This is a genomic window from Dactylosporangium sp. NPDC005572 (assembly GCF_040605515.1).
Taxonomy (GTDB): Bacteria; Actinomycetota; Actinomycetes; order Mycobacteriales; family Micromonosporaceae; genus Dactylosporangium.
In genome coordinates this window covers 70,262-85,164 of sequence record NZ_JBEXCY010000012.1, presented here as the reverse complement: position 1 = coordinate 85,164, position 14,903 = coordinate 70,262, and the positions used below count along the sequence as shown (strand labels likewise).

16 protein-coding genes and 3 tRNA genes are annotated in these 14,903 nt (G+C 68.2%); 18 read left to right on the top strand and 1 reads right to left on the bottom strand.

Going from position 1 to position 14,903, the window contains the following annotated elements:
• Positions 1-45 precede the first annotated feature (45 nt).
• A complete protein-coding gene (locus tag ABZS66_RS09450; protein ID WP_354756624.1) occupies positions 46-546 on the bottom strand; it encodes an NADH-quinone oxidoreductase subunit I in 501 nt (166 codons plus the stop codon).
• Between the two features lie 53 nt (positions 547-599).
• Here ABZS66_RS09450 and ABZS66_RS09445 point away from each other — a divergent pair, with 53 nt between their 5' ends.
• The 18 genes from ABZS66_RS09445 (at position 600) to ABZS66_RS09360 (ending at position 14,893) form a co-directional block, all read left to right on the top strand.
• The gene (locus ABZS66_RS09445) at positions 600-863 is read left to right on the top strand and encodes a hypothetical protein (RefSeq protein WP_354756623.1); all 264 of its coding nucleotides are present in this window, start codon (positions 600-602) and stop codon (positions 861-863) included.
• A gap of 159 nt (positions 864-1,022) precedes the next feature.
• Positions 1,023-1,247 (top strand): hypothetical protein, encoded by a 225-nt coding sequence (locus tag ABZS66_RS09440; protein WP_238007634.1) that lies wholly within the window; start codon positions 1,023-1,025, stop codon positions 1,245-1,247.
• Between the two features lie 86 nt (positions 1,248-1,333).
• Positions 1,334-3,850 carry a sensor domain-containing phosphodiesterase gene (locus tag ABZS66_RS09435; protein ID WP_354756622.1) on the top strand — a complete coding sequence of 839 codons (2,517 nt, stop codon included), beginning with the start codon at positions 1,334-1,336 and terminating at the stop codon, positions 3,848-3,850.
• Positions 3,851-3,929: 79 nt separating this feature from the next.
• Positions 3,930-4,002, top strand: a tRNA-Thr gene (locus ABZS66_RS09430).
• Positions 4,003-4,034: 32 nt separating this feature from the next.
• A tRNA-Met gene (locus tag ABZS66_RS09425) sits at positions 4,035-4,107 on the top strand.
• A gap of 96 nt (positions 4,108-4,203) precedes the next feature.
• Positions 4,204-4,371, top strand: coding sequence for a 50S ribosomal protein L33 (gene rpmG / locus ABZS66_RS09420; protein ID WP_033357682.1), 168 nt, complete (start codon positions 4,204-4,206; stop codon positions 4,369-4,371).
• 85 nt (positions 4,372-4,456) lie between these two features.
• Entirely contained in the window at positions 4,457-4,903 is a 447-nt protein-coding gene (locus ABZS66_RS09415) for a MaoC family dehydratase N-terminal domain-containing protein (RefSeq protein WP_354756621.1), read from the top strand.
• 1 nt (position 4,904) lies between these two features.
• Positions 4,905-5,309, top strand: a complete 405-nt coding sequence (locus ABZS66_RS09410) for a MaoC family dehydratase (protein ID WP_354756620.1) — start codon at positions 4,905-4,907, stop codon at positions 5,307-5,309.
• Positions 5,310-5,394: 85 nt separating this feature from the next.
• Positions 5,395-5,467 (top strand) — tRNA-Trp (locus tag ABZS66_RS09405).
• A 202-nt stretch (positions 5,468-5,669) separates the two neighbouring features.
• On the top strand, positions 5,670-6,146 hold the full coding sequence (gene secE, locus ABZS66_RS09400; RefSeq protein ID WP_354756619.1) for a preprotein translocase subunit SecE: 477 nt from the start codon (positions 5,670-5,672) through the stop codon (positions 6,144-6,146).
• Positions 6,147-6,189: 43 nt separating this feature from the next.
• The gene (gene nusG, locus ABZS66_RS09395) at positions 6,190-6,885 is read left to right on the top strand and encodes a transcription termination/antitermination protein NusG (RefSeq protein ID WP_354756662.1); all 696 of its coding nucleotides are present in this window, start codon (positions 6,190-6,192) and stop codon (positions 6,883-6,885) included.
• A 101-nt stretch (positions 6,886-6,986) separates the two neighbouring features.
• On the top strand, positions 6,987-7,418 hold the full coding sequence (rplK, locus tag ABZS66_RS09390; protein ID WP_238007629.1) for a 50S ribosomal protein L11: 432 nt from the start codon (positions 6,987-6,989) through the stop codon (positions 7,416-7,418).
• 69 nt (positions 7,419-7,487) lie between these two features.
• Positions 7,488-8,222 (top strand): 50S ribosomal protein L1, encoded by a 735-nt coding sequence (gene rplA, locus ABZS66_RS09385; protein ID WP_354756618.1) that lies wholly within the window; start codon positions 7,488-7,490, stop codon positions 8,220-8,222.
• 52 nt (positions 8,223-8,274) lie between these two features.
• Positions 8,275-9,000 (top strand): ATP-binding cassette domain-containing protein, encoded by a 726-nt coding sequence (locus ABZS66_RS09380; protein ID WP_354756617.1) that lies wholly within the window; start codon positions 8,275-8,277, stop codon positions 8,998-9,000.
• Positions 8,997-9,689, top strand: coding sequence for a hypothetical protein (locus tag ABZS66_RS09375; protein ID WP_354756616.1), 693 nt, complete (start codon positions 8,997-8,999; stop codon positions 9,687-9,689). The genes ABZS66_RS09380 and ABZS66_RS09375 overlap by 4 nt, the downstream gene beginning before the upstream one ends.
• A gap of 254 nt (positions 9,690-9,943) precedes the next feature.
• Positions 9,944-10,492 (top strand): 50S ribosomal protein L10, encoded by a 549-nt coding sequence (rplJ, locus tag ABZS66_RS09370; protein ID WP_354756615.1) that lies wholly within the window; start codon positions 9,944-9,946, stop codon positions 10,490-10,492.
• A 42-nt stretch (positions 10,493-10,534) separates the two neighbouring features.
• Entirely contained in the window at positions 10,535-10,915 is a 381-nt protein-coding gene (gene rplL, locus ABZS66_RS09365) for a 50S ribosomal protein L7/L12 (protein ID WP_354756614.1), read from the top strand.
• Between the two features lie 549 nt (positions 10,916-11,464).
• Positions 11,465-14,893, top strand: a complete 3,429-nt coding sequence (locus tag ABZS66_RS09360) for a DNA-directed RNA polymerase subunit beta (protein WP_354756613.1) — start codon at positions 11,465-11,467, stop codon at positions 14,891-14,893.
• The last annotated feature ends 10 nt before the right edge of the window (positions 14,894-14,903 follow it).

Here is a 14,903-nt window from a genome sequence, read left to right as displayed (position 1 = left end):
GGCGACATCCTGCCACCAAGGTCCGACAGGAATCGACCACCGGGCCTAAGCGCGCTTGGCCGCTGCCGTCTGTTCCTTGGCCGGTTCGCCCCGGGGGTCGTGCGCGGGCGGGGCGGGCACGGTGGGCACCCACTCGTCCAGGCGCTCCTTCTCGTGGAGCAGGTCGCGGATGTCGTGCTCGGCGTACTCGAACTCGGGGGACCAGTGCAGCGCGTCGAAGGGGCACACCTCGATGCAGATCCCGCAGTACATGCAGAGCGAGAAGTCGATCCCGAAGCGGTCGAGGACGTTGCGCTGGCGCGGCCGGGCGGCGCCCGGGACCAGCACCTCCTCCTTGTGGGAGTCGATGTAGATGCACCAGTCGGGGCACTCCCGGGCGCACAGCATGCAGACCGTGCAGTTCTCCTCGACGAGCGCGATGACCCCCCGGGTGCGCGGCGGCAGCTCGGGCTCGACGTCCGGGTACTGCTGGGTGGTCGACCGGCGCGTCATCGTGCCCAGCGTGACGGCGAGACCCTTGGCGAGACCCTTCCCGGGGAACTCCATGAGTTCATCGTACGGCTCCGAGAATTGTCGTACACCAGTTCTAAGATGGAGGCATGAACGAGCGGCGGTGGTGGAACGGTCGTTGGTCCCGGCTGGTCCGGCGGGACGTCTTCGTGCGCAACGCGGCCGACGGCCGGTGGCAGGTCGAGCTCCTCCGGGGTGGGCCGGCGGGCCGGCGGCGGGTCCGCAGCTTCCTGTCCGAGGACGAGGCGGTCCGCTGGATCGAGTCGGCGGTCCTCGCGGACGAGGGCTGGCGGGAGATCTCCGACTCCCGACGGGCCGGAAAAGTTGCCCCGAAACTGCGTAGGGTGAGCTGATATAGCCGGTTCGCCAGAGTTGAAATCGGCCGAAAGGTCGATTCTTACGATCGAGCGAGTCATCCTGGGTGCCGCACTGTTGGTAACGACGTGGGCTGTGGCACGATCGTGGGTAACCAAACCGGACCTGGTGTCACTGCGATCGCATGGGAGCGACTGATGCGCGACAAGATGCTTGGCCGGTGGATGGTTCGTCTGGCGGTGACGATGGGGACTGGGGCCGTCGCTCTGGGCCTCTCGGGAACGACCGCACAAGCCGATATCGTCTCCGGCAGCGGGTTATCCGCTGTGCCCGGTGCTGTCACAGTCGTCGGCGTGCCCGCCGCGCCGCGGCCCGCACCGACCGAGGGCATGGCCGTCATCATGGACTGGGGTTGGACCTGAGTCGCACCAGCTGGCTCGTCCCCTCGACCGGCTGACGGCTCCATGCCTGTGTGATTGGGGAACGGGTGCCCGCTCCGAAGCCGCCGGTGAGCCGCGACGAGAAGCACGCGTGGTTGATCACCGGCCCGCTGTTCCTGCTGGGCATCCTCCTCTCGCTGCCGCTCGTCCTGTCTGACGAGACGCGGCCGTTCGACTACAACATCGGCTACGCCCCGGTCCTGTTCGCGCTGGCCGTCGTGGCCACGCACATGCAACTGCGCTTCGACGCCCGGCGGCAGGCGTTCGTCTTCTGGATGAACGACGTCCCGGTGCTGCTCACGCTGTTCTACCTGTCGCCCGAGCTCGCCATCATCATCCGGTTGGTGGCGGGTCTGGTCTGGAACACGTTCACCGGCCGGCTCGGGCCGCACAAGGCCGCGTTCAACGCCGCCGGTCACATTGCCGGCGTCGCGGCGGCCAATCTCGTCGTGTTCAAATTCGGGCTCGGCGAGGCCAGTGATCCGCGCACCTGGCTCGTTCTCGGCGCCGCGATCGTCGCCCTGAATGTCATTACTTTGGCGGGCATTTCCGGCGTAATGGTCCTGCTGCAGGGCATCGGCTGCCTGCCGCAGTTCCTGCGCAGTTCGGTGCCGGGCACCGCGGTGATGGGCGTCAACATTGTCCTCGGCCTGGTCATGCTGGTGACGCTGCAGGCCAGCGAGTGGGCCGCCGTGCTGCTGGTCGCCCTGACCGCCGTGCTCGGCCTCGTCTACCGGGCCTATGCGCAGTTCCTCCAGCAGCACAAGAGCCTGACCTCGATCTACTCCCTCACTCAGGACATCGCGGCCAGCAACCACACCGGCGCGCTGCCCGACGTGCTGCTCGGGCGGGTCCGGATGCTGCTCTCCGCCGACTCGGCCACCCTGTGGCTGCCCGACCAGGGCCGCTACGACGAGGTGCTGCTCTCTGCGCGGTACGACTACCAGGGGCTCCTCGACAGCGCACCGACCCCCGACCGGTTCCGCCAGCTCGCGATGCGCACCGGCGAGACGATCGCGGTCGGCCCGAAGGTCGGCGACCCCGAGCTGCGGTCCGTCCTGCAGAACGTCGGCGTGAAGGACATCATCGTGGTGCCCCTCCGCTCGGGCGGTGTGACGATCGGCACCCTGGAGGTCGCCGGGCGTCTCGGCGAGCGCACGGCGTTCGGGACCGACGACGTGCAGGTGCTCGAGACGCTGTCCGCCCACGCGGGCGTCGCGGTCGAGAACAGCCGCCTCGTCGACCGCCTCCAGTTCGACGCCAACCACGACACGCTCACCGGCCTCGCCAACCGCCGCCGCATGCTGGAGGCCCTCGGCGAGGCGATGAGCGGTCGCGCGCCCCGCGAGGTCGTGGCCGTCCTGCTCTTCGACGTCGTCGCGCTGCGCCAGGTCAACGACTCGCTCGGCTACGCCGCCGGCGACAAGGTGCTCATCGAGGTGGCCCGCCGGCTGCGCGACCTCGCCCCACAGGGCGCCCTGGTCGCCCGCGTCGGCGACGACGAGTTCGCGGTCGAGCTGCGCACCGCCGGTGCCGACGCGGCGGTCGCCGTGGCCGACACCCTGCGGTCCGGGCTGCGCGACCGGATGGTGATCGAGATGCTCACCATCGACATCGACACCAACGTCGGCGTCTCGATCTACCCCGACCACGGCTCCGAGCCCGAGGTGCTGCTCCAACGGGCGCACGTGGCCACGCACGTCGCCAAGTCCCGCGGGATCGTCCAGCTCTTCAACGCCGGGCTCCAGTCCCGCTCCGTCCGGCGGGTCGGGCTGGCCGCCGACCTGAAGGCCGCGCTGACGTCCGGGGAGCTGGAGGTGTACTTCCAGCCGAAGGTCGCCCTCAAGGACCGCCGGCTGGTCGGCGTCGAGTGCCTCGCCCGCTGGGAGCACCCCGTCCACGGGCAGGTCGCCCCGCCCGACTTCGTGGCCGTGGCCGAGCACACCGGCCAGCTCGCCCGCCTCAACGGCGTGGTCCTGCGGGAGGGCATCCGGCGGGCCCGTGAGTGGGCCGACGCGGGCCGGTCGCTGTCGGTCTCGGTCAACCTGTCGGCCCGAACGCTCAGCGACGCCGACTTCCCGTTGTACGTCGCCGAGATGCTCGACGAGTACGGGGTGCCGGTCGACCGGCTCATGCTGGAGATCTCCGAGGGGGACGAGCTGCTCGGCGGCGGGCGCAGCCTGCCGACCCTCAACCGGCTCCGCGACCTCGGCGTGCGGCTCTCCGTCGACGACTTCGGCGCCGGCCGCTCCTCGTTCGCCGACCTGAGCCGGCTGCCGGTCCAGGAGGTCAAGATCGACCGTACCTTCGTGCAGGGCATGGCGACGTCGCCGAGCGACCTCGCGATCGTGCGCACGATCGTCGACATGGCCCGCAACTTCGGCCTCGACGTGGTCGCCGAGGGCGTTGAGAGCGAGCTCACCCTCGGGCTGCTCGAGGACATGGAGTGCGGCATGGGGCAGGGCTTCCTGTTCAGCCGCGCGCTGCCGTACGAGCGGTTCGAATCCTGGCTCCAGGCACAGACCGACGCCGACCCGACGGTCGCCCCGGAGGGCGAAGTGCGCTGGTTGCGGGCGGTTCCGTAGAAACCGGGGAAGTCGATTTCGTGCCGGGGCGAGGGCCGTGTACGCTTAGCGAGCGCATGTGCGGGATCGCACGTGATGCGCCCCCTTAGCTCAGTCGGCAGAGCGTCTCCATGGTAAGGAGAAGGTCTACGGTTCGATTCCGTAAGGGGGCTCGAGACCGGGCTTGAGGCATCGAGTCCGCCGCGGCGGTGTAGCTCAGATGGCAGAGCAAGCGGCTCATAATCGCTGTGTCGCCGGTTCAAGTCCGGCCACCGCTACAGAAGCACCATAGGACGCCCGATTGGGCGTCCGTCTGTGTGAGCCGCTATGCTGGTTCGCTGGATCTGACTCCCGTTGAAGGAAGGCACTTCGCCATGGCCAAGGCGACCGACGTTCGTCCGAAGATCACGCTGGCGTGCACGGAGTGCAAAGAGCGCAACTACATCACCAAGAAGAACCGTCGCAACGACCCGGACCGCATCGAACTGAAGAAGTTCTGCCCCCGCGACGGCAAGCACACGGTGCACCGCGAGACGCGGTAGTAGTAGTAGCAGCGCGCCACCGACGTGTCACAGCGCCCCGGCCCACCGGCCGGGGCGCTGTTTGCTTCCAGGTAAGTTGCACTGCATGCCGCTCGATCAGTCGTACCTCGGCCGGGTGTTCCCGCCGACGCCGCCCTACGAGGTGGGCCGGGAGAAGATCCGCGAGTTCGCCGACGCGGTCTTCGCCGCCGACCCGGTGCACCGTGACCTCGCCGAGGCCCGCGCCAAGGGCTACCGCGACGTGATCGCGCCGCCCACCTTCGCGATCATCCTCAGCCAGCACGCGGGCCAGCAGCTCGTCGACGACGAGGCGTTCGGCATGGACTACAGCCGCGTCGTCCACGGCGGCCAGACGTTCCGCTACGAGCGGCCGATCGTCGCCGGCGACCACCTGGTCACCGTCATGACGGTGGAGGAGATCAGCAGCCGGGCCGGCCACGCGTTCCTCACCACCCGGCACGAGGTGTCCACCGTCGAGGGTGAGCCCGTGGTGACCATCTGGACCCGGCTCGTGATCCGAGGGGAAGGCTGAGATGCAGGTCGGCACCGAGTTCCCGCCGCAGACCTTCCGGGTCACCCGGGCGGACCTGGTCCGCTACGCCGGCGCCTCCGGCGACTTCAACCCGATCCACTGGAGCGACCGCCGGGCGACCGCCGTCGGGCTCCCGGGGGTCATCGCCCACGGCATGCTCACGATGGGCCTCGCGGGCCAGGCCGTGGCCTGCTGGGTGGGGGGGACCGCATCGATCGTGGAATATTCCACGCGCTTCGCCAACCCGGTCGTGGTGCCCGACGACGACAAGGGCACCGAGGTCGTCGTCGCCGGTGTGGTGAAGAAAGTCCTGGATGAAGGCCTGGTGCAGATCGACGTCACCGCCACCTGCCAGGGGGACAAAGTGCTCGGTGCGGCGAAGGCGATCGTTCGCCCGGACGTGTAGGAGGGGGGTGGTTGGGGAATCCCCGCCCGAACCCGTACACTGGTCCGCCGTGGGGTGAGCAACATGCGTGTTGCGATCGTCACGAAGGGGTGTGGCGCAATTGGTAGCGCAGCGGTCTCCAAAACCGCAGGTTGCAGGTTCGAGTCCTGTCGCCCCTGCGCCGAAGGCCTGACCTGGGTCTGGTGCGCCCGATCGACACGATCGGGACGACGACCGCAGCGGTCACGGTTGGTCAAACCGTGTGCCACCGGCTCTCCGCCGGTGGTCCGGCGGCACCAAGCCGAAACCGCACGAGGCCCCGGGTCTTGCTGACGGTCGTGCACGGACCGAGCACTCGCGAGATCACGGAAGAGGGCGAAAGTGGCCGAACGCAGGCGACGCGGGACCGACCCCGCCGACGATCGCCGTGAAGAGGAGCTCAGCGCCGAAGACGCCGCCATCGAGGAGGAGTTCGCCGACGAGCTGGACGACCTCGAGGTGACCGAGGACGACGAAGCCGACGGCGACGCCGACGAGGACGACGAAGAGCGCGCGAGCAAGAACGGCCGTGCCAAGGACACCAAGTCGAAGGACCTCAAGACCAAGGACTCGGACAAGAAGAAGACCAAGTCCAAAGAGGGACGTTCGAACAACATCTTCGCGCGGCTCATCAACTTCATCCGCGAGGTTGTCGCCGAGTTGCGTAAGGTTATCTGGCCGACCCGCAAAGAGCTGACCACCTACACGCTCGTCGTCGTCGTGTTCGTGATCGTCATGCTCGCGATCGTCGCCGGACTCGACTACGGCTTCGCCAAGGCGGTGCTCTGGGCCTTCGGGAACGGCAGCGCGGACGAGTAGCACCGAACCACGGGGCGAGGACAGACAGACGGAAGTGAGCAGCGTGCAGGATTTCGACGAGACGCCCGAGACCGACGACGAGCAGCGCGAGGAAACGTCGACGGTGCTGACGGCTGCCACCGCCAGCGTGGTGTCCGACAGCGAGGACCCCGTCGCCGAGCTGCGTGCCGCCCTGCGCTTCGCGCCCGGTGACTGGTATGTGGTGCACTCCTACGCCGGTTACGAGAACAAGGTCAAGACGAATCTCGAGACCCGCATCACGAGCCTCGACATGGAAGAGTTCATCTACCAGGTCGAGGTCCCGACTCGTGAAGAGGTCGAGATCAAGAACGGCAAGCGCACCCAGGTGCAGAACAAGGTCTTCCCCGGCTACATCCTTGTCCGGATGGAGCTGACCCCGGAGTCGTATTCCTGCGTCCGGAACACCCCCGGGGTGACCGGCTTCGTGGGCGCGACCGACCGTGCCGACCGCCCGGCCCCGCTCTCGCTCGACGAGGTGCTGAAGTGGCTGGCCCCGGCCGTGCAGCAGGAGGGCGGCAAGAAGGCCGGCAAGCCCGAGGTCAAGGTCCTCGACTTCGAGGTCGGCGACTCGGTCACCGTCACCGACGGCGCGTTCGCCTCGCTGCAGGCGACCATCAGTGAGATCAACGCCGACCAGCAGAAGCTGAAGGTGCTTGTCTCGATCTTCGGTCGCGAGACCCCGGTCGAGCTCAACTTCAACCAGGTCACGAAGATCTAGTTCGCCTGCGGTACGCTTGAGCGTCCGGCTCCGAAGCCGGACGCATCGGCGTGCCTGCGAAACGGCACGAACCAATCCAGCCCAGGAAGACGAAAGCAGCCATGCCTCCGAAGAAGAAGCTCGTCAAGACCTTCACGCTTCAGTTGCCGGCAGGCCAGGCCACCCCGGCGCCGCCGGTCGGCCCCGCCCTCGGTCAGCACGGTGTGAACATCATGGAGTTCGTCAAGGCGTACAACGCCCAGACGGAGTCCTCGCGCGGCGACATCATCCCGGCGCAGATCAGCGTCTACGAGGACCGGACGTTCACGTTCATCCTCAAGACCCCGCCGGCCGCCCGCCTGCTGCTCAAGGCCGCCGGCGTGCCGAAGGGCTCCGGCGTCCCGCAGAAGGACAAGGTCGGCTCGATCACCAAGGCCCAGCTGCGTGAGGTCGCCGAGAAGAAGATGGCCGACCTCAACGCGAACGACATCGAAGAGGCCGAGAAGATCATTGCCGGCACCGCCCGCTCCATGGGCATCGTCGTCAAGGACTGAAGCACCGTCGACTAAGTGGGAGGACGCCCTGACGGCGTCCGCACTGAGACCACAGGAGTAATCAGCGACATGTCGCAGCACGGCAAGAACTACCGCAAGGTCGTCGAACTCGTCGACCGCAACGCGCTCTACAGCCCCGCCGCCGCCGTCAAGCTGGCCAAGCAGACGTCGACCGTGAAGTTCGACCCGACGGTCGAGGTGGCCATGCGCCTGGGCGTCGACCCGCGCAAGGCCGACCAGATGGTCCGTGGCACGGTCAACCTGCCGCACGGCACCGGCAAGACCGCCCGCGTCATCGTCTTCGCGCAGGGCCCCAAGGCCGCCGAGGCCGAGGCCGCCGGCGCCGACGCGGTGGGCACCGACGACCTCGTCGCCCGGATCCAGGAAGGCTGGCTGGACTTCGACGCGGCGATCGCGACGCCCGACCAGATGGCCAAGATCGGCCGGATCGCGCGGATCCTGGGCCCGCGCGGCCTGATGCCGAACCCGAAGACGGGCACGGTCACGATGGACGTCACCAAGGCGGTCAACGAGATCAAGGGTGGCAAGATCACCTACCGCGTGGACAAGCACTCGAACCTGCACCTGATCATCGGCAAGCTCAGCTTCACCGAGCAGCAGCTGGTCGAGAACTACGCGGCGGTCCTCGACGAGATCAACCGGGCCAAGCCTTCGGCGGCCAAGGGCAAGTACCTCAGGAAGATCTTCCTCACCACCACCATGGGCCCGGGCATCCCGGTCGACCCGAACAAGATCCGCAACCTGCTCGAGGACGACTCGGTCACCACGAGCGCGGCCGAGTAGCACCGGCGAAACGGGTAACACCGGGACAGCGTGCCTGTGGCACGCTGTCCCGGTGCGTTTGCAGGACGTCTGGTTCCGATACGCGCGCGGTGCCGCGTGGACGCTCCGCGGTGTCAACCTGACCCTCCCGCCCGGCGAGGTCGCGGTGGTCGAGGGTCCCAACGGCGCCGGCAAGTCGACGCTCCTGCAGCTCGCTGCCGGGGTCCTGCGACCGGCCCGGGGCACCGTCGAGGCCCGCCCGCCGGTCGTCGGCTGGGTGCCCGAGCGCTTCCCGGCCGACCAGCCCTTCACCGCCCGCGCGTTGCTGCGCCACACCGCCCGGATCCGCGGCGGTGACGAGGCCCAGATCGAGCGGTGGGCCGAGCGCCTCGGCTTCACCGGCTTCCTCGACGTCCGGCTGAGCCGCCTCTCGAAGGGCTCCGCCCAGAAGATCGGCCTGGTCCAGGCCCTCCTCGTGCCACCCGGCCTGCTGGTGCTCGACGAGCCGTGGGAGGGCCTCGACGCGCAGACCCGTGAGCACGTCCCGCGGATCGTCGGCGAGGTGGTGGCCCGGGGTGGCGCGGTGCTGATCAGCGACCACCTGGGCGAGGTCGGCCGGCTCCCCGGCGCCCGCCGCTGGCACGTGCGCGACGGCGAGGTCCGCGAGGACGCCCGGCTCGAGGCCAGGCGGGTGATCGAGGTGGCCGTCGCGGCCGCCGACACGCCGGAGGCCCTGGAGCGGCTGCGCGCCGGCGGCTTCGAGATCCTCGCCGTGCGGGACGAGGTCGCACCCCGATGACCGCACTGATCCGGATGCGGCTGGCCGGCTTCGTGCAGACCGGCCGGGCCGCGGCGCCACTGTTCGCGGCGCTGGTGGTGCTGTCGATCCTCTACGGCGGAGGCCAGGCCCAGGCCGGCGAGGCCTATGGGGTGTCCGCCGCCGTGCTGTTCGGTGTCCTGGCCTGGCAGACGAAGATCCTGCTCGACGTCGAGCCCGACGTCCAGCGGCGGCTCAATCGCGTGGCGGTCGGCGGTGCCTTTCGCGAGACAGCGGCCGCCATCCTGGCGTCCCTCCTGGCCGGCCTGCCGGTTGTCCTGATCGCGTTGGTGCTGCCCTGGGTCGTCGGCGGGGTGACCGGCCCGCAGAAGCCGGGCGATCCGCCGCTCGGCACCGGTATCGCCCTCGGCGTCTGGGCCCACCTGCTGCTCCTGCTGCCGGCGGTGGCGCTCGGCGCCCTGGCCAGCCGCGCGGTGTCCGGCCAGGCGGCCCGCGGCCTGGCCGTGCTCGTCGGCGGGATCGTCCTGGCGATCGTCCTCGGGCTGAAGAGCTCACCGGCGCCGTGGCTCATGCCGCCCGTGATGGCGGCCGCCCGCGAGACGGTCGGCGGGGCCGACCTGGCGGCGATCGCGCTGGCGACCGGCTGGGGCGTCGCGTGGACCGCGATCGTGATCGTCTTCTACGCGAGACTGCGCCTGACCAGGCCCTGATTTGGTGCGCCCGGGCGGGCCGTGTATAAATGAGGTCGAAACCCGAAGACCGCTGGTCACGCCCTCCTGTCCAAAAACAGGCGGACGTCGAAGGTCCCGCATCAACGCGGGCGACCCGCGCAGGGCCGGACCAGCAAGACTCGGCGCCACCGTGCGCCGCATCGAGCCCCGTGCGCCCCTGCGCCGGGGCGTTTTTCGTTGCTGTGGGCGTTCCGATCGTGTGACCAGCACCGAAGCAAGGAGAGAGGAGGGACATGGCGGACAAGCCGGTTCGAGACGACAAGGCCACCGCGGTCGCGGAGCTCACCGAGCACTTCCGGGGCTCGACGGCCACCGTGCTGACCGAGTACCGCGGCCTGACCGTGGCGCAGCTCAAGACGCTGCGCCGCAGCCTGGGGCGCGAGACCACGTACGCCGTCGCGAAGAACACGCTCGCGAAGCGTGCCGCGACGGACGCTGGCATCAGCGGTCTCGACGATTTGTTTGCCGGTCCTACCGCGCTCGCCTTCGTCTCCGGCGACCCGGTCGAGGCGGCGAAGAGCATTCGCGAGTTCGCGAAGGCCAACCCGCTGCTCGTGATCAAGGGCGGCGTGTTCGAAGGCAAGGCCATCAGCGCGGACGAGGTCCGTCGCCTGGCTGACCTGGAGTCGCGTGAGGTGCTGCTGGCGAAGCTGGCCGGCGCCATGAAGGGCAACCTCAGCAAGGCCGCGGCGCTGTTCCAGGCGCCGCTGTCGAAGGCGGCCCGCACCGTGGCTGCTCTGCAGGAGAAGCGCGAGAAGGAATCCGGCGGCGCGGCCGAGTAGGCCGGTGCCCCACATCACACTTTCGGAAAGGAAACCGCCACCATGGCGAAGCTGAGCACCGACGAACTGCTCGACGCGTTCAAGGAGATGACCCTGATCGAGCTCTCCGAGTTCGTGAAGGAGTTCGAGAAGGTCTTCGAGGTCACCGCCGCGGCTCCCGTCGCGATCGCCCAGGCCGGCCCGGCCGCCGCGGTCGAGGAGAAGGAAGAGCAGAGCGAGTTCGACGTCATCCTTGAGGGTGACGGCGGCAAGAAGATCCAGGTCATCAAGGTCGTGCGCGAGCTGACCGGCCTGGGCCTGAAGGAGGCGAAGGACCTCGTCGAGGCCGCGCCGAAGGCCGTCCTCGAGAAGGCCAACAAGGACGCCGCCGACAAGGCCAAGGCGAAGCTCGAGGCCGAGGGCGCCAAGGTTACCCTCAAGTAACCTGCTGCAACGCGACAGGGACGGCCGCCGGTTCGCCGGCGGCCGTTCGTGTTTCCCCGGACCGCCCCGGCGGTCGCGGAGTGGTAAGGACCCAAGATCTAGGGGTCACCACCACAACACTTAGTGGTCGTACTGCGAGATATCTGTCACGGCGGTCCGACGCGCGTGGGAACCCTTGACGCGATGACCGGCGGGCAGGCACGCTAATCAGGCACTGCCCTTCCGCGGACGCGGCGGCCAGCGGCCCGACCGATGTGCCCCGGCCCTTCTTGGGTCCGGCTCTGAGCGCATCGACTGGTGAGCTGCAGGCCACGACCGACGCGAGCGGCTCGGCCGGTGGAGAAACGATCTTCGCGAAAGATCGTTTGAAACATCGTGCACGGGGCCGCTCGACAGCGGTTAGCCTTTCGGCTACACTGCTAGTTTGCGCTGTCTTCTGACTTCACCTCTGGCGTGAGGTGCCTCTTCGTGGGCACTCTTCACATCGGAGGTCGTCAGGCTGCACGCAAAACGGCCTGTCTGCACCACCGGTCCTCGGAAGGACGCATCTTGGCAGCTTCCCGCCCTGCGAAGACCAGTCAATCGAGCGCTTTCGCTCCCCGCCGGATCTCCTTCGGCAGGATCACCGAACACCTTGAGGTTCCCAACCTCCTTGCAATCCAAACCGACTCGTTCGACTGGTTGGTTGGCAACGAGAATTGGCAGAGCCGCTCGGCCGGTGATCAGCACGCCCGTTCCGGGCTGGCGGAGATCCTCGACGAGATCAGTCCCATTGAGGACTTCTCCGGCACGATGTCGCTGTCGTTCTCCGCTCCACGCTTCGACGAGGTCAAGGCCCCGATCGAGGAGTGCAAGGAGAAGGACCTCACCTACTGCGCGCCGCTGTTCGTGACCGCGGAGTTCACCAACCACACCACTGGCGAGATCAAGAGCCAGACGGTGTTCATGGGTGACTTCCCGATGATGACGCCGAAGGGCACGTTCATCATCAACGGCACCGAGCGCGTCGTGGTGAGCCAGCTCGTCCGTTCTCCGGGCGTCTACTTCGACAAGCAGCCGGACAAGACCTCCGACCGCGACCTCACCAGCGTCAAGGTGATCCCGAGCCGGGGCGCCTGGCTGGAGTTCGACATCGACAAGCGCGACACCGTCGGTGTCCGCATCGACCGCAAGCGCCGGCAGGCGGTCACCGTCCTGCTCAAGGCCATCGGCTGGTCCGCCGAGCGCATCCGTGAGAAGTTCGGCTGGTCCGAGCTCATGATGACGACGCTCGAGAAGGACCACATCGCCGGCCAGGACGAGGCGCTGCTGGACATCTACCGCAAGCTGCGGCCGGGTGAGCCGCCGACGCGGGAGAACGCCCAGAACCTGCTGGACAACCTCTTCTTCAACCCGAAGCGCTACGACGTCGCCAAGGTCGGTCGATACAAGTTCAACAAGAAGCTCGAGCTGGACGTCCCGATCAACCAGGGCGTGCTGACCGAGGAGGACGTCGTCGCCACGGTCGAGTATCTCTGCCGCCTGCACACGGGCGAAGAGGGCTACGAGGCCGACGACATCGACCACTTCGGCAACCGGCGCCTGCGCACGGTCGGCGAGCTCATCCAGAACCAGGTCCGCGTGGGCCTGTCCCGGATGGAGCGCGTCGTGCGCGAGCGCATGACGACCCAGGACGTCGAGGCGATCACGCCGCAGACCCTGATCAACATCCGTCCCGTCGTGGCGGCGATCAAGGAGTTCTTCGGCACCTCCCAGCTGTCGCAGTTCATGGACCAGACCAACCCGCTGGCGGGCCTGACCCACCGGCGCCGGCTGAGCGCGCTCGGCCCGGGTGGTCTGTCGCGTGAGCGGGCCGGCTTCGAGGTTCGTGACGTGCACCCGTCGCACTACGGCCGCATGTGCCCGATCGAGACCCCCGAGGGTCCCAACATCGGTCTCATCGGCGCGCTCTCGACGTTCGCGCGGGTCAACCCGTTCGGTTTCGTCGAGACGCCGTATCGCAAGGTCGTCGACGGCCGGGTGACGGACCAGATCGACTACCTGACCGCCGACGAGGAGGACCGGTTCGTCAAGGCGCAGGCCAACGCTCCGCTGAAGAGCGACGGCAACTTCGCCGAGGACCGCATCCTCGTCCGCCGGAAGGGCGGCGAGGTCGACAACGTCCCCGCCGACCAGGTCGACTACATGGACGTGTCGCCGCGGCAGATGACCTCGGTCGCCACCGCGATGATCCCGTTCCTCGAGCACGACGACGCCAACCGGGCACTGATGGGCGCCAACATGCAGCGCCAGGCCGTGCCGCTGGTCAAGGCCGAGTCCCCGCTCGTCGGCACCGGCATGGAGTACCGTGCCGCCGTCGACGCCGGTGACGTGGTCGTGGCCGAGGTGGGCGGCATGGTCGAGGACATGTGCGCCGACTACATCACGATCCACCAGGACGACGGCCACCGCCGGACCTACCTGCTGCACAAGTTCCGCCGCTCCAACTCCGGCTCCTGCGTCAACCAGAAGCCGGTGATCTTCGAGGGCGACCGGGTCGAGGCGGGGCAGGTCATCGCCGACGGTCCGTGCACCGACGAGGGCGAGATGGCGCTCGGGCGCAACCTGCTCGTGGCGTTCATGCCCTGGGAGGGTCACAACTACGAAGACGCCATCATCCTGTCCCAGAAGCTGGTGCAGAACGACGTCCTCACCTCGATCCACATCGAGGAGCACGAGGTCGACGCCCGCGACACCAAGCTGGGGCCGGAGGAGATCACCCGCGACATCCCGAACGTCAGCGAGGAAATGCTCGCCGACCTCGACGAGCGGGGGATCATCCGGATCGGCGCCGAGGTCGTGACCGGCGACATCCTGGTCGGCAAGGTCACCCCCAAGGGTGAGACCGAGCTGACCCCGGAGGAGCGACTCCTCCGGGCGATCTTCGGCGAGAAGGCCCGCGAGGTCCGCGACACCAGCCTCAAGGTGCCGCACGGCGAGACCGGCACGGTCATCGGCGTGCGGACGTTCAGCCGCGAGGACGGCGACGAGCTGTCCCCGGGCGTGAACGAGCTGGTGCGCGTCTACGTGGCCCAGAAGCGGAAGATCCAGGACGGCGACAAGCTCGCCGGCCGCCACGGCAACAAGGGTGTCATCTCCAAGATCCTGCCGGTCGAGGACATGCCGTTCCTGGAGGACGGCACCCCGGTCGACATCGTGCTCAACCCGCTCGGCGTGCCGAGCCGGATGAACATCGGCCAGGTCCTGGAGACCCACCTCGGGTGGGTCGCCAAGACGGGCTGGAAGATCGACGGCGACGACGCCGAGTGGAAGCGCGCGCTGAAGTCCATCAACGCGGGGGAGTCCGAGGCGGACACCAACGTGGCGACCCCGGTCTTCGACGGCGCGAAGGAAGAGGAAATTGCGGGCCTGCTGAGCAGCACGCTGCCCAACCGGGACGGCAAGCAGCTCATCGGGGCCAGTGGCAAGGCGCGGCTGTTCGACGGCCGCTCCGGTGAGCCGCTGCCCGACCCGATCGCGGTCGGCTACATCTACATCCTCAAGCTCAACCACCTGGTCGACGACAAGATTCACGCCCGGTCCACCGGTCCGTACTCGATGATCACCCAGCAGCCGCTGGGCGGTAAGGCGCAGTTCGGTGGCCAGCGCTTCGGTGAGATGGAGTGCTGGGCAATGCAGGCCTACGGCGCGGCCTACGCGCTGCAGGAGCTGCTGACGATCAAGTCCGACGACGTCCTCGGGCGTGTCAAGGTCTACGAGGCGATCGTCAAGGGCGAGAACATCCCCGAGCCGGGTATCCCGGAGTCCTTCAAGGTGCTCCTCAAGGAGCTGCAGTCGCTGTGCCTGAACGTCGAGGTGCTCTCCAGCGACGGCGTGGCGCTTGAGATGCGCGAGACGGACGACGAGGTGTTCCGCGCGGCCGAGGAGTTGGGTATCGACCTCTCGCGGCGCGAGCCGAGCAGCGTCGAGGAAGTGTGATTCGCGGGCG